The sequence below is a fragment of the Acinetobacter sp. YWS30-1 genome (assembly GCF_033558715.1).
Classification (GTDB): Bacteria; Pseudomonadota; Gammaproteobacteria; order Pseudomonadales; family Moraxellaceae; genus Acinetobacter.
The window spans coordinates 2,102,305-2,123,652 of the sequence record NZ_CP114606.1; the positions used below are offsets into that span (position 1 = coordinate 2,102,305).

General features: G+C 42.7%; 20 protein-coding genes. 10 read left to right on the forward strand and 10 right to left on the reverse strand.

Annotated features, from left to right (window positions below; translation table 11 throughout):
• Nucleotides 1–48: 48 nt before the first annotated feature.
• The gene (tolB, locus tag O4M77_RS09870; protein WP_180012808.1) at nt 49–1,332 is read left to right on the forward strand and encodes a Tol-Pal system beta propeller repeat protein TolB; all 1,284 of its coding nucleotides are present in this window, start codon (nt 49–51) and stop codon (nt 1,330–1,332) included.
• A 55-nt stretch (nt 1,333–1,387) separates the two neighbouring features.
• On the forward strand, nt 1,388–1,960 hold the full coding sequence (pal, locus tag O4M77_RS09875; protein WP_159124033.1) for a peptidoglycan-associated lipoprotein Pal: 573 nt from the start codon (nt 1,388–1,390) through the stop codon (nt 1,958–1,960).
• A gap of 90 nt (nt 1,961–2,050) precedes the next feature.
• Here pal and O4M77_RS09880 read toward each other — a convergent pair whose 3' ends face one another.
• Entirely contained in the window at nt 2,051–2,236 is a 186-nt protein-coding gene (locus O4M77_RS09880) for an NF038105 family protein (protein ID WP_159124034.1), read from the reverse strand.
• Nucleotides 2,237–2,420: 184 nt separating this feature from the next.
• Here O4M77_RS09880 and O4M77_RS09885 point away from each other — a divergent pair, with 184 nt between their 5' ends.
• The 5 genes from O4M77_RS09885 (at nt 2,421) to O4M77_RS09905 (ending at nt 5,714) form a co-directional block, all read left to right on the forward strand.
• Nucleotides 2,421–3,395 carry a class 1 fructose-bisphosphatase gene (locus tag O4M77_RS09885; RefSeq protein ID WP_159124035.1) on the forward strand — a complete coding sequence of 325 codons (975 nt, stop codon included), beginning with the start codon at nt 2,421–2,423 and terminating at the stop codon, nt 3,393–3,395.
• Nucleotides 3,396–3,444: 49 nt separating this feature from the next.
• The gene (locus O4M77_RS09890; RefSeq protein ID WP_159124036.1) at nt 3,445–4,221 is read left to right on the forward strand and encodes a TrmH family RNA methyltransferase; all 777 of its coding nucleotides are present in this window, start codon (nt 3,445–3,447) and stop codon (nt 4,219–4,221) included.
• Between the two features lie 167 nt (nt 4,222–4,388).
• Complete coding sequence (locus O4M77_RS09895; protein WP_323713422.1) at nt 4,389–5,003, forward strand: RNA polymerase sigma factor; 615 nt, start codon at nt 4,389–4,391, stop codon at nt 5,001–5,003.
• A complete protein-coding gene (locus O4M77_RS09900) occupies nt 5,000–5,317 on the forward strand; it encodes a hypothetical protein (protein ID WP_004784617.1) in 318 nt (105 codons plus the stop codon). The genes O4M77_RS09895 and O4M77_RS09900 overlap by 4 nt, the downstream gene beginning before the upstream one ends.
• On the forward strand, nt 5,307–5,714 hold the full coding sequence (locus O4M77_RS09905) for a DUF3106 domain-containing protein (RefSeq protein ID WP_159124038.1): 408 nt from the start codon (nt 5,307–5,309) through the stop codon (nt 5,712–5,714). The genes O4M77_RS09900 and O4M77_RS09905 overlap by 11 nt, the downstream gene beginning before the upstream one ends.
• A gap of 50 nt (nt 5,715–5,764) precedes the next feature.
• Here the strand turns inward: O4M77_RS09905 and O4M77_RS09910 are convergent, their stop codons facing one another.
• The 4 genes from O4M77_RS09910 to cxpE all read right to left on the reverse strand — a co-directional run bounded on the left by O4M77_RS09910 (nt 5,765) and on the right by cxpE (nt 12,047).
• Nucleotides 5,765–8,176, reverse strand: coding sequence for a CSLREA domain-containing protein (locus O4M77_RS09910; RefSeq protein WP_159124040.1), 2,412 nt, complete (start codon nt 8,174–8,176; stop codon nt 5,765–5,767).
• A 9-nt stretch (nt 8,177–8,185) separates the two neighbouring features.
• On the reverse strand, nt 8,186–9,985 hold the full coding sequence (rbtA, locus tag O4M77_RS09915; RefSeq protein WP_159124041.1) for a rhombotarget A: 1,800 nt from the start codon (nt 9,983–9,985) through the stop codon (nt 8,186–8,188).
• A 121-nt stretch (nt 9,986–10,106) separates the two neighbouring features.
• Complete coding sequence (gene hda, locus O4M77_RS09920) at nt 10,107–10,811, reverse strand: DnaA regulatory inactivator Hda (protein ID WP_159124042.1); 705 nt, start codon at nt 10,809–10,811, stop codon at nt 10,107–10,109.
• A 15-nt stretch (nt 10,812–10,826) separates the two neighbouring features.
• Entirely contained in the window at nt 10,827–12,047 is a 1,221-nt protein-coding gene (gene cxpE / locus O4M77_RS09925; protein ID WP_323713423.1) for a chloramphenicol efflux transporter CxpE, read from the reverse strand.
• A 135-nt stretch (nt 12,048–12,182) separates the two neighbouring features.
• Here cxpE and purM point away from each other — a divergent pair, with 135 nt between their 5' ends.
• Both purM and purN read left to right on the forward strand, forming a co-directional pair.
• The gene (gene purM / locus O4M77_RS09930; RefSeq protein ID WP_034170936.1) at nt 12,183–13,253 is read left to right on the forward strand and encodes a phosphoribosylformylglycinamidine cyclo-ligase; all 1,071 of its coding nucleotides are present in this window, start codon (nt 12,183–12,185) and stop codon (nt 13,251–13,253) included.
• 6 nt (nt 13,254–13,259) lie between these two features.
• Nucleotides 13,260–13,889, forward strand: coding sequence for a phosphoribosylglycinamide formyltransferase (gene purN, locus O4M77_RS09935; protein WP_180004098.1), 630 nt, complete (start codon nt 13,260–13,262; stop codon nt 13,887–13,889).
• Nucleotides 13,890–13,952: 63 nt separating this feature from the next.
• Here the strand turns inward: purN and O4M77_RS09940 are convergent, their stop codons facing one another.
• Both O4M77_RS09940 and sppA read right to left on the reverse strand, forming a co-directional pair.
• Nucleotides 13,953–14,756, reverse strand: coding sequence for an alpha/beta fold hydrolase (locus tag O4M77_RS09940; RefSeq protein ID WP_179992668.1), 804 nt, complete (start codon nt 14,754–14,756; stop codon nt 13,953–13,955).
• Nucleotides 14,753–15,775 carry a signal peptide peptidase SppA gene (gene sppA, locus O4M77_RS09945; protein ID WP_004784634.1) on the reverse strand — a complete coding sequence of 341 codons (1,023 nt, stop codon included), beginning with the start codon at nt 15,773–15,775 and terminating at the stop codon, nt 14,753–14,755. The genes O4M77_RS09940 and sppA overlap by 4 nt, the downstream gene beginning before the upstream one ends.
• Nucleotides 15,776–15,902: 127 nt before the next feature.
• Here sppA and O4M77_RS09950 point away from each other — a divergent pair, with 127 nt between their 5' ends.
• Complete coding sequence (locus O4M77_RS09950) at nt 15,903–16,877, forward strand: lysophospholipid acyltransferase family protein (protein ID WP_004784636.1); 975 nt, start codon at nt 15,903–15,905, stop codon at nt 16,875–16,877.
• Here O4M77_RS09950 and O4M77_RS09955 read toward each other — a convergent pair.
• The 3 genes from O4M77_RS09955 to O4M77_RS09965 all read right to left on the reverse strand — a co-directional run bounded on the left by O4M77_RS09955 (nt 16,866) and on the right by O4M77_RS09965 (nt 21,324).
• The gene (locus O4M77_RS09955; RefSeq protein ID WP_323713424.1) at nt 16,866–19,328 is read right to left on the reverse strand and encodes a DNA internalization-related competence protein ComEC/Rec2; all 2,463 of its coding nucleotides are present in this window, start codon (nt 19,326–19,328) and stop codon (nt 16,866–16,868) included. The genes O4M77_RS09950 and O4M77_RS09955 overlap by 12 nt on opposite strands.
• 84 nt (nt 19,329–19,412) lie before the next feature.
• Nucleotides 19,413–20,096, reverse strand: a complete 684-nt coding sequence (lolD, locus tag O4M77_RS09960; RefSeq protein WP_180012789.1) for a lipoprotein-releasing ABC transporter ATP-binding protein LolD — start codon at nt 20,094–20,096, stop codon at nt 19,413–19,415.
• Nucleotides 20,089–21,324, reverse strand: coding sequence for a lipoprotein-releasing ABC transporter permease subunit (locus O4M77_RS09965; RefSeq protein ID WP_125278439.1), 1,236 nt, complete (start codon nt 21,322–21,324; stop codon nt 20,089–20,091). Before O4M77_RS09965 ends, lolD begins: the two co-directional genes overlap by 8 nt.
• Nucleotides 21,325–21,348 lie beyond the last annotated feature (24 nt).

Consider the following 21,348-nt stretch of genomic DNA (forward strand, 5'->3'; position numbering starts at 1 on the left):
GCCCAATCACTTATAAATAACTCCGTTGATTTGAGTAAATAACGAATGATGGAAAAGACACGCAAACACCTACTCTGCCTTGCAATCATGACCACTTTGGGTGCGGTCACTGCGACCCAGTCTCAGGCCCAACTGCATCTGGAAATTACCAAAGCTCCTGAAGCTGCTCCTAAAATTGCCATTGTGCCTTTTAGCCAGGATCAGAGTATTTATCCGGTGGTGGAAAATGACCTGAATCGTTCTGGAAAATTTGCCAGTGCCTCGAAGAATTTACCTGCTACAGCACAATTAAATTCGCCAAATGCTGAAGCATGGGCAGCTGCAGGCGTACCCTATGTGGTGACCGGTTCATCCAAGACCAATCCGGATGGTTCTTATAGCATTCAGTATCAACTCTATGATGTCGAAAAGCGTCAATACTTACTGAATGAGTTGCTGACTGTTCCTGCTTCACGTACCCGTCAGGCAGCCCATATGATCAGTGATGCCATCTATCAGGCATTAACCGGTATTCCAGGAGATTTCACTGGCCGTATTGCTTATGTCTTACGTAACCCGGCAACGCCTGAGCAGCGTTATACCTTGCAGATTGCCGATACGGATGGTGAACAGCCAAAGACTATTTTGACTTCGCGTGATCCAATCCTGTCACCTGCCTGGACACCGGATGCGAAAAAAATTGCATATGTATCTTTTGAAACCAAACGTCCGGCCATTTATGTACAGGATCTGGCGACTGGTCAACGTGAAAAGCTGGCCAGCTTCCGTGGATTAAACGGTGCACCAAGCTTCTCTCCAGATGGCAAGAGCATGCTGTTCACTGCGTCTATGCACGGTAACCCGGAAATCTATCAGATGAATCTGGAAACACGTCAGTTAAAACGCATGACTAACGATAGCGCAATTGATACAGAAGCACGTTATGCGCCAGATGGAAAATCATTTATCTTTACATCAGATCGTGGTGGTTCTCCGCAGATTTACCGCTATGATTTCAATAGTGAAAGTACCAAACGTCTGACTTTCCGTGGCGCATTTAATGCTCGTGCGACCTTAAGTGCAGATGGTAAGAAACTTGCATTGGTTCATCGTCCAAGTGGCAGTAACTATAAAGTGGCTGTACAAGATATTAGCTCAGGTGTGACCAATATCCTGACACCAACCAGCCTGGATGAATCACCTAGCTTCTCGCCAAATGGTCAGATGGTGGTCTATGCCACTCGCGAAGGTAACCGTGGATTGTTATCCATCATGTCTCTCGATGGCCGGTTCCGCATGAATCTGCCAAGTGAAACAGGTGAAGTCCGTGAACCTGCTTGGGCACCAAAATAATAGTTCAATATTTATAAATGCTTTACCCCATAATCAACCTTCATGGAGATGAAGAATGAACAAAGTAAAATTATTTGCACTTCCTTTACTTGCAGCTGCAGTCGTAATGACTGGTTGTGCCAGCCGTAAACCAGCAGCTGAAGTCCAAACTGGCAATCTGGATACCAGTGGCACCACCACTGTAAACACTGAAGGTCTAAGTGAAGATGCAGCTTTAAGTGCTCAAAATATGGCCGGTGCATCTGCTAAAGGTGTAACTGCGGAAAATAAGGCTTATTTAGCTAAACGTGTAGTTCACTTTGACTATGACAGCAGTGAACTGAGCAATGACGATATCCGTACTCTGCAAGCACATGCCCAGTTCCTGATGGCAAATGCCAATTCTCGTGTAGCTCTGACAGGCCATACAGATGAACGCGGTACACGTGAATACAACATGGCGCTTGGTGAACGTCGTGCCAAAGCAGTAGAAAGTTTCCTGATCACTTCTGGTGTAAATGCAGGCCAACTTGAAGCAGTGAGCTATGGTAAAGAAATGCCAGTTAATCCTGGCCATGATGAAAGTGCGTGGAAAGAAAACCGCCGTGTAGAAATCAACTACGAAGCTGTTCCACCACTACTAAAATAAGTGATCATTTAAATAATACATCATTCATAAAAAAGCACTCAATCGAGTGCTTTTTTATTAGAGGGATATTTGAAAGATCAAAGAATAAAATTACTCTTTGCCTTCACCTTCTTCTGCAGTTTGCATGGATTCAATCATGTCGTGTTTATTGAATTTTTTATATTCAGGTTTTGCTTCGTAATCCTTCCACGCTTCTTTCATCTTGTCTTCAGAAATTTCATCGAGATTAATCGCTTCGCTCGGCGTTGGAGTCGCATCAAACTTTAATGTTGTCATCTCTGTGCTCCTATGATCATTTTTTCCTTTGATTCAACATAGCACTTTCCACAGGAGTTGCAAGGGCAAAATCACAACAAATAATTCAGTTTAATTGTCCTTTTCGGACGTTCTCCTCTAAAATATAGCCGTATATCGTTTTGATCTTTTTTTCCCCGATTATAAGTCTTGGAGTTTTTCCCTTATGTCATACCGCACCTTATCCCAATTCCTACAACAACAAAGCGGGAACCTCACACCTGAACTTGCACAAGTAATTGAAACAATTGGAAATACCTGCAAGCGTATTGACCAACTCCTGCAAAAAGGTGCTCTAGCGGGTGTATTAGGTAGTGCTCAGCATGAAAATGTTCAAGGCGAAGAGCAAAAGAAACTGGACGTGATTTCTAATGATTATCTGATTGATGCATTAAAAGTACATCCACATGTAGGCGGTTTAGCATCTGAAGAACTGGATGAATTCACTTCAGCACAGGAAAATGGTCAATATCTAGTATTGTTCGATCCACTTGATGGCTCAAGCAATATTGATATCAACATGTGTGTGGGCACTATCTTTTCGATTCTTCCCGCAAAAAATAGTGTAACTCAGGCAGAAGACTTCATGCAGGCTGGTGTCAATCAGGTTGCTGCTGGTTATGTCCTGTATGGCCCATCAACCATGATGGCACTGACTGTGGGTGCTGGTGTGGTATTCTTCACTTTCGATCCTGAAACTCAAGAGTTCCTGTTGACTTCTGAAGCGATTCAGGTAGCTGCTGATACTAAAGAATATGCAATCAATGCATCGAACCAGCGTCACTGGGAAGCGCCTGTACAGCGTTATATCGATGAATTGCTGGCAGGTAAAACAGGTCCTCGCGCCAAAGATTTCAATATGCGCTGGGTCGCTTGTATGGTCGGCGATATTCACCGTATTCTGTGCCGTAGCGGGATCTTCATGTACCCATACGACTTAAAAGACCCAACTAAAGCAGGTCGTTTACGTTTAATGTATGAAGCCAATCCAATGAGTATGCTGATGGAACAGGCTGGCGGTGCATCAACGACTGGTCGTGTCCGCATTCTTGAAATCGAACCTACAAATCTGCATCAACGTGTTCCTGTCATCATTGGCTCAAAAAATGAAGTTGAGCTTGTGACCAGCTACCACCACTAATTTTTAAACGGCAGTTGATCCTTGATTGACTGCCGTGGACTTTCTTCTTATGCCAACCATCTTCCTTGAATCCAAAGACAATCCTAAAATTAAACACTTACGCGGTTTAATTGAACAGAATTCTTATCGAAAAAAACAAGGACAGACTGTGCTTGAAGGCACGCACCTGTGTCTTGCATGGTTACATGAAAACAAGAAAATCAATTCGATCTTCACGACTGAACATGCTTTAGCGCATCCTGATTTCGACATTATTTTAAACAAATATACCGGTGTGGTCTTTGTCATTGGTGAATCGCTTTATAAGGACCTGAGTACCTTAGGCACTTCGATTGCATGTATGGCGATTGTCGATATTCCAAGCTCAAGCCAGGCACTTGATTTTACGGCTGACACTCTGATCCTTGAAAATGTGCAGGATCCCGGTAATGTTGGCACCCTGCTACGTTCAGCAGCAGCTGCCGGTATTGATCAGGTCATTTGTACTAAGGGTTCAGCATCTCTTTGGTCACCACGGGTATTACGTGCGGGTATGGGCGCGCATTTTTCTTTGCAAACTTTTGAAAATATTGCACTGGAAGACCTTTTACCGCAATTCAAGATTCCGGTATATGTCACCAGCTCACATCGTTCTAGCAGCCTGTACAGTAAAGACTTGCGTAAAGCCTGCGTCTGGATTCTGGGCAATGAAGGTCAAGGCGTATCTGACTATGCCCTGCAACATGCCGAAGCGGTGACTATTCCACAGCCAGGTGGACAGGAATCCCTGAATGTTGCCATTGCAGGCTCTATCTGTTTCTTTGAGATGGTGCGTCAACGTATCTAATACGGTATTTAGGTTACATTGTTTTAATTACAGTCAGTGTATTTATAAAATAGATTACACTACAAAAATAATAAGTTTTATTGTCAACCAAATCGTTATTCCCAACGTTATATGCACATGAACTTGGGAATAATGGTGGGTATCCAATGACAGGATTTTCCATCTCTATGGATTTAGCACCGAAACCGTTGCAGTCACAAGATGCGAGTATTCTAAAGAGTACGGCAGAGTCTCGCCTGAAAAATTTCATGCAGGATGTGACTGGGCGTGCTTTGGTGATGATGGAAAGTGCGACTCAAGGACAACATGGGATCGCAATGGATCTGGTTCAGGAAGCTTTTATTGCTTTGCATAAATCTTATGCAGAGAAAAGCACTGAAGACTGGTATCCCCTGTTCTATACGATTCTGAATAACAAATTACAGGATTGGCGTCGTAAAGAAGCACGTCGCAACCAGCCCTTTTCCTTTTTCAAAAAAGTCAGCCTTGATGACGACGAAGTCGAATTTGACAATCTGGTAGATGAATCTACGCCCTCACCTTTAGAATTTCTGGATCAGGCAGTAACTGCTGAAGAAATTCAGGAGGCGATTGCCAAATTACCTGTGCGTCAGCAGCAAGCATTTATGCTCAGAGCCTGGGAAGGCTTTGATACTCAAACTACAGCGCAAATTATGAACTGTACAGAAGGCAGTGTGAAAACCCATTATCACCGTGCTATTCAAGGTCTACGTGCCTCTCTAGCACACTTAAATCCATATCTGGGAGGATCATCCGAATGAAGCAAGATGATTTCTTAAAGCAAGTAACTTCCAAACTTGATGGACTGGCACAGCACCACAAGGATAAACCGGTGGTGATGAATCATGTGCTGGAGCATATTCAGGACGCACAACATTCACGCTTTGCATTTCTAAAAATGTCTGGCTTTGCTTTGGCTGCTGCGATTGCTGGCGTGGTAGTGCTACCGAATATTGTCAGCCATAACGAACCTCAGACTCAAGCGGTATCTACACCCAAACTCTCTCCACAGATGCTTGAAGATCTGGAAATGTTAATGGTTTTAGGTGAGGACAAAGTTCCACATGGCAGCTAAAAGATTAGCAATTGCATTTTGTGCATTCAGCTTCCTGCAAACCAGCTTTGCGGGATTTGAACGTTTTTGGATTTTTTCTAAAGATGCCAATACGCAGGTCAACGAAACCTGGGATACACTTTCTGATTCCGAGCAACTGGCATTAATCAAACGTTATCAGTCTTTAAAAGAAATGCCTGAACAGCAACGTATTAATTTACAGCAACGCATGGACTGGTTCACTCAGCTTCCTGAAGCTGAAAAGCAGCGTATGCGTGAAACCTGGCAAATGATGAGCAGCCAGGAACGTAAGGAGTTAGGTGCACGGATGCAAAAAGCAACACCAGAAGAACGACTGGCGATCCGTGAAGAATATATCCAGAAATACCAGCAACTCACTCAACCTAAAACTCATTAATTTAAGTTAAATAAAAAAGCCTCCATCTGGAGGCTTTTTTCATGCTGCAATTATTTTCTAACTCGGCGATATCCTGCCAGACCTAATAATCCGAACAATCCCCAAATTCCAAATGGACCACCACCACTTGATGATGTATTGGTATTTTTAGCCGTATTTTTTAAGTTAATTCTAGCTGTATCTGACATCAACTCATCTGCATCAAAAACATGATACTGCATATCATAATCTGACTGACTAAAAGTATTTTTCACACTAAAGGTTAATTTTCCACCATAGCAGGTTTCACCTGCAAAATTTCCTGGGCATGGTCCTTCTCGCTCTGCGGAAAGGTTTACTCCGGCAGGAAGCTTGACAATGCGAATTGGAATCTCACGACCATCTTTATCACGATAGAAAGCAGCCTTGCCATTCATCCGTGGACCATCACCATCATCGCTGTCATTCTCTAATGGATTCACAGTTACGGTCAGATTGTTCTCTGCGCTAATTCTATATTCATCATTTTTTACAATCGGTTTAATATTTACAAATGCGCCCTGCAAAATACCTGTACTGCTGGCACCTGTCTGCTTGTCTTTAATTGTATAACGGCAATACTCCGTATCCGAGAGACTGGTTACTTTGCCATCAGTACGATACATCATGATACGGTTTAAGTCAGGCTTCCATTCACATTTTAAATTTGGGTCATTCGGCGCACCTTGAACAATTAATGAACTGCCTGATCCAGATAAAGACCCTACACCTAAAGATTGCACTGTAATTTCATAATTTTGTGAATTTAATGCTTTAGCTTGTACTTGAGTATTATTTAAAGTTTCTTGAGGCATGACCAAACTAAATGGATTAACGTATATGGCACGATATTTCTGGTATTGCTTGGTATATTTTAAAAGATCCTCATATTCTTTTAGCTCTTCCTTTAAGCCCTGTATTTCCTCAGGTTTTGTATTCTTATCGGCCAGAATAGAATTAATATCATCAATATTTTCCTGATAATAATCCAGCAACTCTGTTAAAGAACTATTTTTTAGGCCAGAAATATCTGCTGCAGTTAAGCGCCGGATTTCTACTGACCCAATTTCACAGGAATTTTTTGCGTCCGGATTAAATAATAAGGTTGCCTTAGTCAACCGCTCAATTCCACGCTGATCAGTTTCTTCACAACTTTCTGTACCGATATTGACCAGATCCGTATTCGATTGTCGATCAATAGGATAATACATCCCTAAATAACGGTTATTTACAGAAGGTTCGATATAAGCAGTTAATAGATCTGTGATCTGATTACTGGATACATCAATATTCGTTGAAACACTGTTTTCTGCCAGTTCAGGTAATATACAGCGTGAGGAACCACTTGTATGAATCGCATTATAAGCAGTAAATAAATCTACACCTTGTTCTTTACTTGGATTCCCACCATTCAAGGCATATTCACAAGACAAGCCCTGGTTAAAGGCCAACACGTTATAAGCCAGACTCGAATTACCAGTATTGTCATAAAAGATGGTAGAGCGAGCAGTATTTTCGACAATCGTGTTATTAATAGCACTAAAAGTGAAGAAAGAACTTAATGGACGGCTGATTTCATTGGCCATTCGGAAAATATGACCTGTAGTACTGGTCGTATTTTTTGCAATCGTAGAGTTACTAATATCAGCTTTGGCATAACCACAGAAGTCCAGAATACTGGCCGTATCAGTAGAACCATTTTTGACAATGCTGCTTGCGCTAATTTCTAGCTTGGTCTCTGTACTGCCCAAATTCCCCACACAATCCATAGCCAAGACACTGCCATATGTAGCTGCTTTATTCTGATGAATTAAGGAATCCTGAATCCTGATAACTTTTTCATTATTCATCGCTACTGCATAAATTGCTCCCCCTTCTGCAGCCGCTCGTGAATTTACAATTTCACTATTCACGAGGCTTAGAGGACCGGCGACATAAAATGTTCCACCATTACCTTTATCCAGACTGGTTTTTGCAGCATAACCATCTTTCAGGATGACACCATTTACCACCATGCTGGCTTGGCTAGCGACCGTATTAAATAAGCGAGTTTTCCCTTGGCCTGAAATGGTGGTTGTTAAAGCCTCACGTGTTGGATATAAAAAGGTAATAGGGCTTCTTTGAGTATAATTGAAGGGTGATTTTCCAAAAATATTGACATGGGATTCAACAATAATTTCACTATTGAGTTTGTATTCCCCAGCTTCGAGTTGGATGACATCTGGAGCGGAACCATCATTACGCAATGTACGGCCAACATTGCATCCTCCATAGGATTTATCCAGCTTGGCTGTCTTAATGGCTTCACGCAAGGAACAGGCACTGGTATTTTCCCCGTCCTCGTCAGCAAATGTAGTGACATATATGGTTTTATCTTCGGCTGCCATTAAACTCATGGCAGATAAAATCATGGCTGCAAGCAGTCCTTTTTTATAATTTTTCATGATTTTTCCTTAATCTTTTAATCTGCGACGTAGGCCGATCAACCCTATCAAGCCCATTAAGCCAGCAATCCCCCATGCCCCACCCGAGGTCTTCACAGACTTGTCTTTCATTTCATTTTTAGGTTCCTGTACAATCTGGGTACTTAAAACCAGATAAGGTTTGGACTTATTAAATCGTGTAGAGGAAGTAACTACCTGAATTTCAAAAATGTCAGCACCATGCCATTGTGAATCTGGGGTATAAACAACATTCCCATCAATATCAATGACTGTTTTGCCCTTGGAAACAGTTTTGGTTTGGATAACCTGTAAGCAGCCATCTTGCCAAGGCTCACCCTTTGGATTCTCTCCAATAATGTTATTGCATTGCTCTTTAGGAATTAAATCACTATCTCCTAAAGCAGATTCAATTGAAAACTTTGCAGTCTCTCCTTTTAGAAGATCCTGTCCAACCAGACTGGTAGATGTTGGAACTGTAATTTCAATCGCACCACGGTCACAAAATAAGTTATCTAGTAAACGGTCTACACCGCGTTGGTCTGACGCCTCACAGCTGACTGAAGGATTGCTGCTATTGTAGCTAGTCCCTCTATTTACAATCGGTGAATCACTAACCTGATTATAATTCAACAGGATACGAGGACGTAGATAGCCCAAGAACTGATCTTTAGGAACGCTATAAGGACATAGAATAGCATCGCTATTTTGTTTTAAATTTAGACAAACACCTTCACTTTGATCTGAAGCCTCTGCAAACAAGCGAGTACCTGTCCAGATCTGGTTTGGATACGCAGCATCACCTGTACCACAAGATGCTGTTACCAGGTTATTGTGAATCGTACTTTTATCCGTAGTTTCAATCTGACAATCCTGCGTACCATTTCTTAAAATAATACTGTTCGCCACATAGGCTTTACCATTCGGGGCACTAATACGTAGTGCTGTACCTGTATTGTCCACTATTGTCAGGTTATTGATTCCCACTCCATCAATCACATTGATCAGTGCTCCCTTATTTTTTAACAGGGTACTGCTTAGGACTTCAGCATTAATGGATTGAATATCGGCAGGATTATCGACTTGGCCCGCTGTATAAATATTGGTAGCATTATTATTCAGCGTCTGGTTATTCTTTAAAACGCTTTGATAAACCAGAAAGTATGGAAGCTGGCTATAGAGTATGCCACCCTGTTGCGCCTGATTATTTTCAATCAGGCTGGTTTTTATTTCGGCAAAAGCAATCAGATTCTGGCCAAATTTCCCCACATTATAAATGGCACCACCTTGACTCGCAGCTCCCTTGTATAAGCGGCTGTAATCAATCACCAATTTACCTTTATTATGAATTAGGCCACCTTGTTCGGCACAGCTGCTTTTACCGCAACCTTCAAGGTCGAGTTCTTTTAAATTGACTTGAATCAGCTCTTCATCATTGCTAATACGGAAGAGATTATCTGTCCCTTTCATTTGAATATGAGCGTTATATAACCCCATTACCTTATCGGTACTACTAAATTCACCATCTACTTCTGCGATAGATTTAATCGTTACTGATTTCTTGATCGGGATATGCTTATTCAGTACATAGGTCGTTTTTTCTTTTAAGATAATGGTGCCAATAGCATTTTCGCCACCACAGCCCATATAACCTTCTTTAGCCAGGCCACGATTCACATATTCAACAGCTTCTCGAAGTGAACATTCCTTGTCATCTTTTTCAATATCTTCTGTGGTAGTTACAATAATTTCTGCACTATATGCCTGCCCCGCCATACATAGCAAAGCCATGCCTATGCTCTTCTTGAGCATACCCTTCTCCTTAATTTTTTATTTCTTTCTTTTTCTTCTAAAGTTGCATCTTCCTTGCAACAGCGAATTATTTTGCCTTACTTTCGCATAGACTGAGTAATTACTCAAGATGTTTTATAATTTAACGATATTCATCAATTAATGCATAAATCTGCCGCAGGTTAGCATTGCTGACCTTCAGCTTTTCGCCTTTAAGTAATTGAATAATCTGTTCTAATGTTTGTAGAAGCACGGAAGTTTGATGTGGTCCGTGATTTAGCAAATAATCAAAAATCTGTGGATCAAGATGAATACCGCGTCGGTCCAATACCGAGGATACCAAGGCAAATCGGTCCGCATAAAGACTGCCATTTGGGACACGGACACTGACTGCCTGCGTGAGTCGGGACTGCAAATCGGGCAATTCAAGCTTTAACTCAATGGGTGCAAAACGGGAAGAAAATACCAGCTGACCACCGCCTTCATCATTATAATTAATCAAGTGAAAAACGGCGCGTTGCCAGTGTGGAACCCCACTAATGGCTTCAATATCATCCAGTGCGATCAGGTCAAACCGGTCCAGCGAAGTAATGGCTTCAGTAGGCGCATCCAGAAGCTCCAGCAAAGACACCTGTATAGCAGTCTTACCGATTTCCAGATAAGAATCACAAATGGCAGAGAGTAAGTGACTTTTCCCTGTTCCAGCTCCGCCATACACATAAAAGCGGCTGATTAGGCCTGCATGCAGCTGTCGGACTGCGTCAATTACATGACCCCATCCCGGGCCCGAAAAATCACTAATTCGAGCATCGAGTTGAGGTTCTATATCTAGCTGCAATTGACGCATATGATTCTGATGGCCTTATGAGTCTTTATGAAGAGGTACATCCATCTTACTTGATTTCTTTACCTCTTGCAGTGGTTTTGCTTCTGACTTTTTCATTTCAATATCAACATCTAAGTCTGAAGTTTCTACGCTTATGGAGCCTGTAGCCGGATCATTCATGACGACTGCCTGATTTCCATAAAATGATGTGCATTCATAATATTCACGTGCATGTCTGAGCAGAACCACAATTACCGCTGCAACTGGGAGAGCAATCAGCATTCCCAGGAAGCCAGCCAGTTGTGCGCCCGCCAATACCGCAAAAACCACAGCAACCGGAGATAAACCTATTTTATCGCCGAGCAGGAATGGCTGTAATACATAGCCTTCTACCGCCTGACCGACCATAAATACGACACCCACCAGAACAAGCTGCCACCAGTCGATCCCGAATTGCAGGAAAGTTGCAATCACAGCTGCAATAATCCCGACCGCAAACCCCAGATAAGGAATAATACTGGCCAGACCTGCCACCATGCCAATAATCAGACCAACTTCAAGACCAATCAATTGCAAACCAATCGCATAAACGATTCCCAGCAGAATCATCACCAGAAATTGTCCTTTGACAAAGGCCCCAAGTACACTGTGACATTCACCGACGATTCTTAATGTACTTTGTTCATAAGGACGTGGAATCAGGCGACGTAAGCTTTCCAGCATACGATCCCAATCCAGCAGGAAATAGAATGCAATAATTGGAATCAGGACAATCGTACCGCCAATCTGCAAGAAGTTAATTCCAGATTGTGCAAGGCGTAGCAGGAAGGCCTGAATACTGTCAGCACTATAATTGGTTTGCACATAGTCCATGACCACATCAGAAATCTGTGTGGTATCAATTTCCATTTCAACGACATTGAAGGTATTCGACAACCATGGAAAAAAGGTCGAATTAATCCAGCCAATGACCGCAGGTATATTGTCACGCGCATAAATCAGCTGCTGCCAGATCAACGGCACCAGATACCAGATCGCCAGGATCATAACAATCCCGATTCCAGTAAAAACGATACTAATAGAGAGCCAACGTGGCAGACCGATATCGTGCAGTTTATCTACCAGCGGACTAAACAGATAAGCCATCAAAAACGCTGCAACAAATGGAATTACAACGGGTTTTAGTAAATATAGAATCCACAACAACAAAGCTATCCCAGCTAGGATAAACACGCGACGCAATGTGCGATCTACCATAAAGTTTCGCCTTCTCTCTATTAATCGTTATAAAAAGTAAAATATTTTAATAAAGATAGCATTTTAGGGCATAAATACCATAAGAGTTTTGCATATTCAGGTTATAATCCCCCGCGCGAATGCGGAGACTTCATTATGAGCAACTCAACTTCTACCCCAAACACTGGTTTAAGCTACAAAGATGCAGGTGTCGATATTGAAGCGGGAGACGCGTTAGTCGACCGAATCAAGTCCGTCGCTAAGCGTACTAAACGTCCTGAAGTAATGGGCGGATTAGGCGGTTTCGGCGCCCTTTGTAAGATCCCTAAAGGTTATGAAGAACCTGTTCTCGTATCAGGCACAGATGGTGTTGGTACAAAATTACGTCTGGCACTGAATTTGAACCGTCATGACACCATTGGTCAAGATCTGGTTGCAATGTGTGTGAACGACCTTCTCGTTTGTGGTGCTGAACCACTGTTCTTCCTGGACTATTATGCGACTGGTCACCTAAATGTGGACGTGGCTGCAAATGTTGTAACAGGAATCGGTGCTGGCTGTGAACTTGCAGGCTGTGCACTGGTTGGTGGTGAAACTGCTGAAATGCCAGGCATGTACGAAGGTGAAGATTACGATCTTGCAGGCTTCTGTGTCGGTGTAGTTGAGCAAAGCAAAATTATTGATGGCTCTAAAGTAAAAGCGGGTGATGTACTCATTGGTGTTGCATCTTCTGGTGCACACTCAAACGGTTATTCGTTGCTTCGTAAAATTCTTGAAGTTAAAAATGTTGACCTGAATCAAATCGTTGATGGTCGTCCACTTGCTGATGTTGCAATGGAACCAACACGCATTTATGTGAAATCTATTCTTGAACTGCTAAAACAGGTTGATGTACATGCGATGGCACACATCACGGGTGGCGGTTTACCAGGCAACCTGCCTCGCGTATTACCAAACGGTGCTCAAGCAGTCGTAAATGAATCTTCTTGGGAATGGCCTGAGCTGTTCAAACTCCTTCAACGCGAAGGCGGTGTAGAACAGTTTGAAATGTATCGTACCTTTAACTGTGGCGTAGGTATGGTTCTTGTTGTTGATGCAGCCGAAGCAGACAAAACTGTAGAGTTACTCAACGGTTTGGGTGAGAAAGCATGGGCAATGGGTCACATTGCAGATAATGCTGAATCTGTTGAAGGTGCAGACGAAAAAATTCGTGTGATCTTCGCGTAATTTCGCATGATTAAAATTGCTGTACTTGTTTCAGGCAGTGGATCGAACCTGCAAGCCCTGATAGATGCCCATCTGTCAGGAGAAATTGTCGGGGTGCTTTCCAACAAGCCTGAAGCATTTGCTTTAGAGCGCGCTCATAAAGCAGGAATTCCGACTGCAGTCATTGAACATAAGCAGTATCCAAGCCGGGAAGCTTTTGATGATGTCATGCATCAGCAGCTTCTGGACTGGGAGGTTGATCTGGTCGTACTTGCGGGCTTTATGCGAATTTTAAGTGAAAAATTTGTGAAAGCTTGGGAAGGGAAAATGCTGAATATTCACCCTTCTCTTTTGCCACATTACAAAGGCATGCATACCCATCAGCGTGTCCTGAATACTGGTGATGTTCTGCATGGTTGTACAGTGCATTATGTCACTCCTGAACTGGATGCCGGCCAAGCCTTAGCACAGGGTGTGTTAAAAGTATCGCATCAAGATACGGCTCACACTTTAGCTCAGCGGGTACATGTACTGGAACATCTGATTTACCCACAAGTGGTAGAATGGATCTGTAATGGGACAATTCAGCATACTGAACAAGGTGTGTTGTATCGTAATGCAAAAATGCAAGAACCTGTTCAATTCTGCAAATTCTAAAAGTCCAAATATAAAAAACGCATCCTCGGATGCGTTTTTTTATTTCTTTAGATGAGGTGAACTTTAAGCAGACAGTTGCTGAATCAGTTGTTTGACCAGACTCGCTACTTGCTCAGGCTGCTCTAATGGGAACATATGCCCACCATCTACTACTGTAAATGGAATGCCAAATTTCTTTTGCACTTGCTGCGGAAATCTGCGCGCCAAAAATGGACCTTTCTTGGCAACCACCAGATGTACTGGTACTTTTGGTTTTGCCTGAGGTAACCACCATAGCGATGGATTGGTTCTAAAGATATTCACTTCATCCATTTTAGGAATGGTGAGTTCAACTCCACCTCGAACCGGATCATCCTTTAAGGCATAGTCAATATAAGCCTGGAAGCAATCTGCATCAAAATCCTGATAAAAGCCTTTCGGTCGTAGCAGTTCAGCTGCCTGTTCCCGAGACTCCCAATGATCACGACGGCGTTTCGACAAACCTGCAGGTGACATCTGGTCCAGTGCTTTTAAGCGAAAAGTTTTTGCAATATGCAACGCAAAGGCTTCTTTGCCCATGATCATCGGCGGATCAAGCATAATCATTTGCGAAAAAAGTTCCGGACGCTGTAAGGAGGCCTGAAAACTCAGGACTGAACCTAATGAATGCCCCAAACCAATTACCGGACGTCCATGAGATTGGCGCACAATACTGTCAATCACCTGCTGAGTCAGACTTTTCCAGTGATTATCAATCGGATAACGCTTATCAGGCCCTAATAACGGCACATAGATAATATCGTAATCATCTTGTAGTCCTTCAAACAGCTTTTGATAGACTTTAGATGGCACGCCATTGGCGTGCGCAAAATGAATCAAGGGTTTCATTGTAAGGTCGTTTTATTTTCTGACTGAAGTTTCTGTGCCACTGAAGTTGCAATTCCTTCACCAATCGATGAACCCATACGACCCAGTACTGACTCAAATGGACTATATTCAATAGTGTAGTTCAGTGCTTTTTCAGTTTTTAGTTCACGCTTCAAAGTATTTAAACTGCCAATACGGTCTGCAATACCCAATTTCACCGCCTGTTCACCGGTCCAGAACAGACCTGAGAAAATAGCAGGATCAGTCGATTTTAATTTAGCTCCACGTCCCTGCTTTACAGCATTAATAAAGTGACCATGCACATTATCCAGCACACCTTGTACATGCGCTTTTTGCGCAGGATCAACCGGCTGTGTCATGGACAGCAAAGCTTTATTTTCACCTGAAGTCATGGTGCGGTCTTCAACTCCAAGTTTTTGCAGCAGGTTATTCACACCATAGTTCGGCATGATCACACCAATTGAACCGACCAGACTCGATGGATTGACAATGATTTCATCTGCAGCGGATGCAATATAGTAAGCACCAGAAGCCCCTGTATCACCAATCACGGCATAGAGTTTTTTCTCAGGATACTGTTTTTTCAGATACTGGATTTCCTGCCAGATTTCATCTGACTGGACTGGTGAACCACCTGGTGAATTAATATTTAAAACGACAGCCTTACTTTGCTTGTTTTCAAAGGCTTTTTTGAGTGATTTGATGGTATTGCTACTGTTTACGCTTTGCTTGTCTGCGGCAATCGTGCCAATAATATCAACCACAGCAATGTGTGCACCTGCGCCTGCACTTGGATCAGAAGCACTCATGCTACAGCCTTTACCCAGCGCAAGAATGACAACCAGCAGATAAGCGAAGGTCAGAAATTTAAAGAAGATCCCCCAGCGACGTGCCCGTCGTTGCTCTTCTACTGAAGCTAAAACCGCTTTTTCCAGCAGTTTCCATTCCGGGCCAGTCGGTTGAACTGGTTGTTGCGTATTTTGTATTTGATTTTCAGGTTTTGGTGGCCAATCGGACATAAATAATCCAATAAATTAATTTATATTGAACCCATTATATACACCGAAAAGGGTAATTCTGTCTAAAGAAACCGTTTTCGCCTATAATAAGTGCTATTCTTTTTTATTTTATCAATATTACAACTCAATGACTGAACGCAGCTCAAAGAATTCAGCTTACGGTTTACTCAAATATATTAGCCGCCAACCGCTTTCAGTTTCCCGATGGATTGCGCGGATTCTTGCCTTAATCGTTAATATTTTTAAAGTTTCTAAAACTTCTGATGTAATTCGCCTGAACCTTGAGATCAGTTTGTCTGAACTGTCGACACAGGAAAGAGAACGGATTACCCGTGCCGCGATTCGCAATGAACTGATGTCTTATTTCGAATTTTTCAGTATTTGGGGTTCGAGTAATCAGAAAAATATTGAGAGAGTGCATAAGGTTATAGGCGAAGATTTACTGCATGATGCCTTGGCACAAAATAAAGGTCTGGTACTAATTGTGCCGCACTTTGGCACTTGGGAAATCATGAATGCCTATGTTGCGCAATTCACTTCAATGACCATCATGTATAAGCCTGTAAAAAATCAGGCAGCGGATCAATTTGTTCGTGCAGCTCGTAGTCGCGAACAGGCCAATCTGGTGCCGACAGATGAGTCTGGTGTACGACAGATTTTCAAAGCCTTGAAGCAAGGTGGCACCACTGTCATTCTGCCGGATCATACACCCAACGTTGGCGGTGAATATATTCCTTACTTTGGTGTTCCTCTAGCTACCAGCAATCTGAGTGCCAAGCTGATCCAGAAAACCAAAGCCCGTGCGCTGTTCCTTTATGCCCTGCGTAATGAGAATGCTGGCTTTGATATTCATATCGAGGCCATAGATGAAAAAATTTATCAGGGAGATGCTAATCAAGGTACAGGCATCATCATCAACACGATTGAAAACCTGATTCAGCGTCATCCTGAACATTATCACTGGAGCTATAAACGCTTTAGAGCTCACGAAGATCTGGGAAATATTTATAAGCTTGATCATAACCAAGCTTTGTCCAAAGTGAACCAGTTAAGAACTTCTAATCTGGCTGCTGTTGAACCATCTCTAGAATCAGTCAGTTAGATTTTGTTTTTGTAACCATTTCCAGCGACTTCTTTCAGTTTCTAGAATGATTTGAGTTCCTTGCTGATGAAAATGCAGGCTGCCATGCTCTGCTGTAGTCAATAGAGGAATATCCAATTCTTTGAGATGCTGTTGAGTCAACTGACTTGGATGCCCGTAACGATTAAATTTTCCAGCAGACGCAATCGCCAGTTTAGGGCGATAGTGCTGCAAGAATTGATAAGCTGAACTGTGCTGACTGCCATGATGGCCTAAGACCAAGACATCCACTTTTAAATCGGGGTAGTCTTTGAGTAACTGATATTCAGTCTGCCAACCTGCATCTCCCATCAGCAGAAAATTCTGATAAGGCCAGACATCTTTGAGCTGCAAATACACTACACAAGACAGGTCATTTTTATTGAAATTAGCAGTATTTAATTGTTCTAGTTTTGGTGCAATGACCTTAATCTGCACATCATTCTGCCATTGCCACCGCTGTTCCTGATAACATAATTGAAAGTTTGAAGAGGCTGCAGTTTCGGTCACTTCATTGGCATAGATATTCTTAATCTTGAGCTGGTCTTTAATGCTGTGATAAGCACCACTATGGTCCTGATCCAGATGCGTTAAAATCACCTGCTCCAGTTGAGAAACACCTTGTACCGACAGAAATGGCATGATTACCTGCTTCCCAATACTAAATTTTTCCTCATCATAATAACCGCCCATATCGATCATCATGTTATGAGTTCCATAACGAAAGAATATCGCCTGCCCTTGCCCAACGTCCAGCACCGAAAGCTGAAATGGCGGATGATAGAGTTGAGGAATACAAATTGGTACTGCCGCGATAGCTATCCAGGATTTTGGCAATACGCCTCGTGGTAAGAATAAAATCAGCAAAGACAGGATGCATAGGCCAATCATCCAGAGATTCATCGCAACTGGTATTAACTGCGGTTTAAACCAGTGATCCAGCAGATTTAAGAAGCCCAACAGGATATTCAGCAACAGATCATTCAGCTGAAATAGCATGCTTGAGACCGGTTCAGCGATAAAAAAGAGAATTGCTGCCAGAATATCGATCGGTACAATCAAAAGACCGATCCAGGGAATTGCGACCAAATTGCTGAACGGTGTGATCCAGGCAATCTGCTTAAAAAACAGCATCATTAAAGGAAATAAAGCGAGAAAGATTTTCCACTGTGATTCCACTAGCACTTTAGCTGCAAAATACAGTTTTTGTATTGCTGTCTGATTTTGCTCGGATGGTCGCTGTTGAATGGTCTGATAAATTCTGAGCAATACAAAACAGGCCCCATAGGACAGCCAGAAAGCCGCGGACAAGATACTAAAGGGATCAATGAATAACAGTAAGGCGGCGCTCAGAATCAGAAGTTTTAAAGCCTGCAGATTTTGTCGAAGCAGCATGAGGATGACACCAATCATACAGATCAGCAGAGTGCGGATTGCCGGGATTTCAAAACCCACAAAGGCACAGTACAGCACCACACAAAACAGAAAAGGTAAAGCCAGAAAATACTGGCGTGGCCATCTTAGATAAAGCTTAGGCATACTTCGTGCGACAAGTAGCCGAAGCATGGCACAGACCATCAGGGCAAAGATCAGCACATGTGGTCCGGAAATCGCCAATAAGTGACTCATGCCCATACGTCGAAATTGTTGCTCAGTTGCAGGACTTAAAAGGCTTTCATCTCCGGTAAGCAAAGCTAGAATCAAACCTTTATTTTGTACAGGTTGTCTTGCTATGAACTCTCTTAATTCCAGCCGTTTCTGTTCTACCCAAAGTAAAAATTGCTGAGTTAAAGCTCTTTGCTCTCGAATATACTGACTATGCCCCAGTGTAGAAACAGTAGCTGAATCAAGTTGCTCTATCTGTTTGATCCGGAAACCTGCCATCACATTCTGTTGCAGTGCCCACTTTTCCACATCAAAAGCACCGGGCGTTGCATAACTGTGATTAGGACGTACCTGCCCTTGCAACCGATAATAATGCCCCAGTTTAAGTGTATTTAAATTTTCATGATTCGCTGATAGTTGTGAAGTATTCGGAGGTTTTACAGATAGAAAACCCATCCAGGTTACGGTGCGTCCATTAAGATTTAATACTTCCAAAGGCTGCTGGATGGATTGATCACTGAGCTTATTCAAGCGTTTAACATAAACGATAATGTCTTTTTGCTGTACTTCATGCTCGACATTCAATAGCCGTTGGCTAAGCTGTTGATTGGCATAACCATGTCCCAGGAATATCCCGATTAGAATGCAGGTGCCTACCAGCAATCCTTTATATAAGGAATTTTTTAGAATCGCATTGAGCTTAGAACTACAGAAATAACAGAGCACAGTAAGAAATATCACTGAGATTGAATTCAACTCAATATTCAGAAAAGATTTTCCCATACAAGCCAGGCCTAAAATCCAGCCCAAACACAGCCATTGCAACATGAAGATTTTCTTTTTTATTATTATGTGCAGGCAATAATAAAGCCCACCGAAGTGAGCTTCAATTAAAAAGGATTATTCCTACAATTAGTCATTCATCCATAGACCATCACGCATATGTAGAATCCGGTCTGCCGAATGTGCCAATTGTTCATCATGGGTCACAATTAACATGGCCATATTGAATTCGCTACGTAATTCAGTCAGTAATTCAAAGATTTTATCGGCTGTTTTACGGTCCAAGTTACCTGTTGGCTCATCTGCCATCATTAACTTCGGCTTGGTCACCACGGCACGAGCCAGTGCTACACGCTGACGCTCACCACCAGAGAGTTCACCAGGTTGATGGGTTAAACGATGGGTTAATCCAACACGTTCCAGCAAGTATTCTGCCTGCTGTTTAGCCTCTTTAAACTTGACGCTTTTACGCAGCATCAATGGCATCGCGACATTTTCCAGCGCAGTAAACTCTGGCAATAGATGGTGGAATTGATATACAAAGCCCAAATTTTCATTACGGACATAGCCACGTTCTGCTTCAGATAAATTGTCAAAACGGCGGCCATTGACCATCACTTGTCCGGCAGAAGGACGGTCAAGTCCTCCCAGAATATGCAATAAGGTACTTTTACCGGAACCACTTGAACCAACAATAGAAACAAATTCCCCGGCCTTTACCTGCAATGAAATCCCTTTGATCACATCAACCGTAGATTTTCCATCTGTAAAAGATTTCTCGATATTTTGGGCATCTAGAACCAGTTTACTCATAACGCAATGCCTCCGCCGGTTGAATTTTAGCAGCACGGAATGCTGGATAAATAGTTGCCAGGAAACTTAAGGCAAGTGACAAACCTACAATCACGACCACATCCTGCCAGCGCAGATAAGAAGGTAAATAGTTGATGAAATAGGCATCGAACATATTCAGGCCAAGTGAATTGTTTAACCAGCCAATAAAACCACTAATACTGGTAGCCGCAATAATCCCGAGAATGGCACCCGCACAAGTTCCGATCACACCAATCACAGTACCTTGAACCATAAAGATTCGGGTAATCGTGGTAGGTGAAGCACCCAAAGTACGTAAAATTGCGATGTCGGATTTTTTATCTGTGACCACCATCACCAGCGAAGATACGATATTAAATGCTGCAACTAGAACAATCAGGAATAGTAATAAGCTGACCATCGCTTTTTCCATCTGGATTGCACTGAACAGATTACCATGGGTATAAGTCCAGTCAGAGGCATAGAAGTTACCCGGTAAGTCACGCACAATTTCCTGAGAAACCTGAGGCGCTGCGAAAATGTCATCCAGCTTCATACGTACGCCCTGAGCACCATCTGGCAAACGTAACAAGGTTGAAGCATCGTTCAAGGCAATATAACCCATCATCGAATCAACTTCTGCACCAATACTGAAGATCCCGACCACTTTAAAGCGTTTAAAACGGGGTACGACACCTGCTGGTGAAGGCGTCGCTTCAGGTAGAACCAAGGTAATGTTATCGTTCAAGCCTACGCCCATGGCATCTGCCATCTGCTTGCCTAAAACAATCCCAAATTCACCTTTTTTCAGGTTATCAATACTACCCTCGACCATATGGTTCTGAATGATCGAAACTTTCTTCTCATACTTTGGTTCAATTCCGCTGACCATAATTCCGGCAACTTGCCCTTGAGCCGTGAGCATCCCCTGTAACTGGGTAAACGGAGCCACACCTTGAACGTGTTCATGCCGCTCAATCTGCTTTGCAAGTTCAGGCCAATTTGTTAGAATTTGCGTCGAAGAAACAGTGGCTTGAGGAACCATACCCAAGACGCGATTTTTCAACTCTCGGTCAAAACCATTCATGACAGACAAAACTGTAATGAGGACTGCTACACCGAGCGTGAGACCGATCATTGAGACCAATGCGATAAAAGAAATGAAGTGGTTACTACGCCGTGCGCGAGTATATTTCAACCCTATATACAGCGAGATTGGTTTGAACATAACCATCTAGTCCGAGGTAATAAA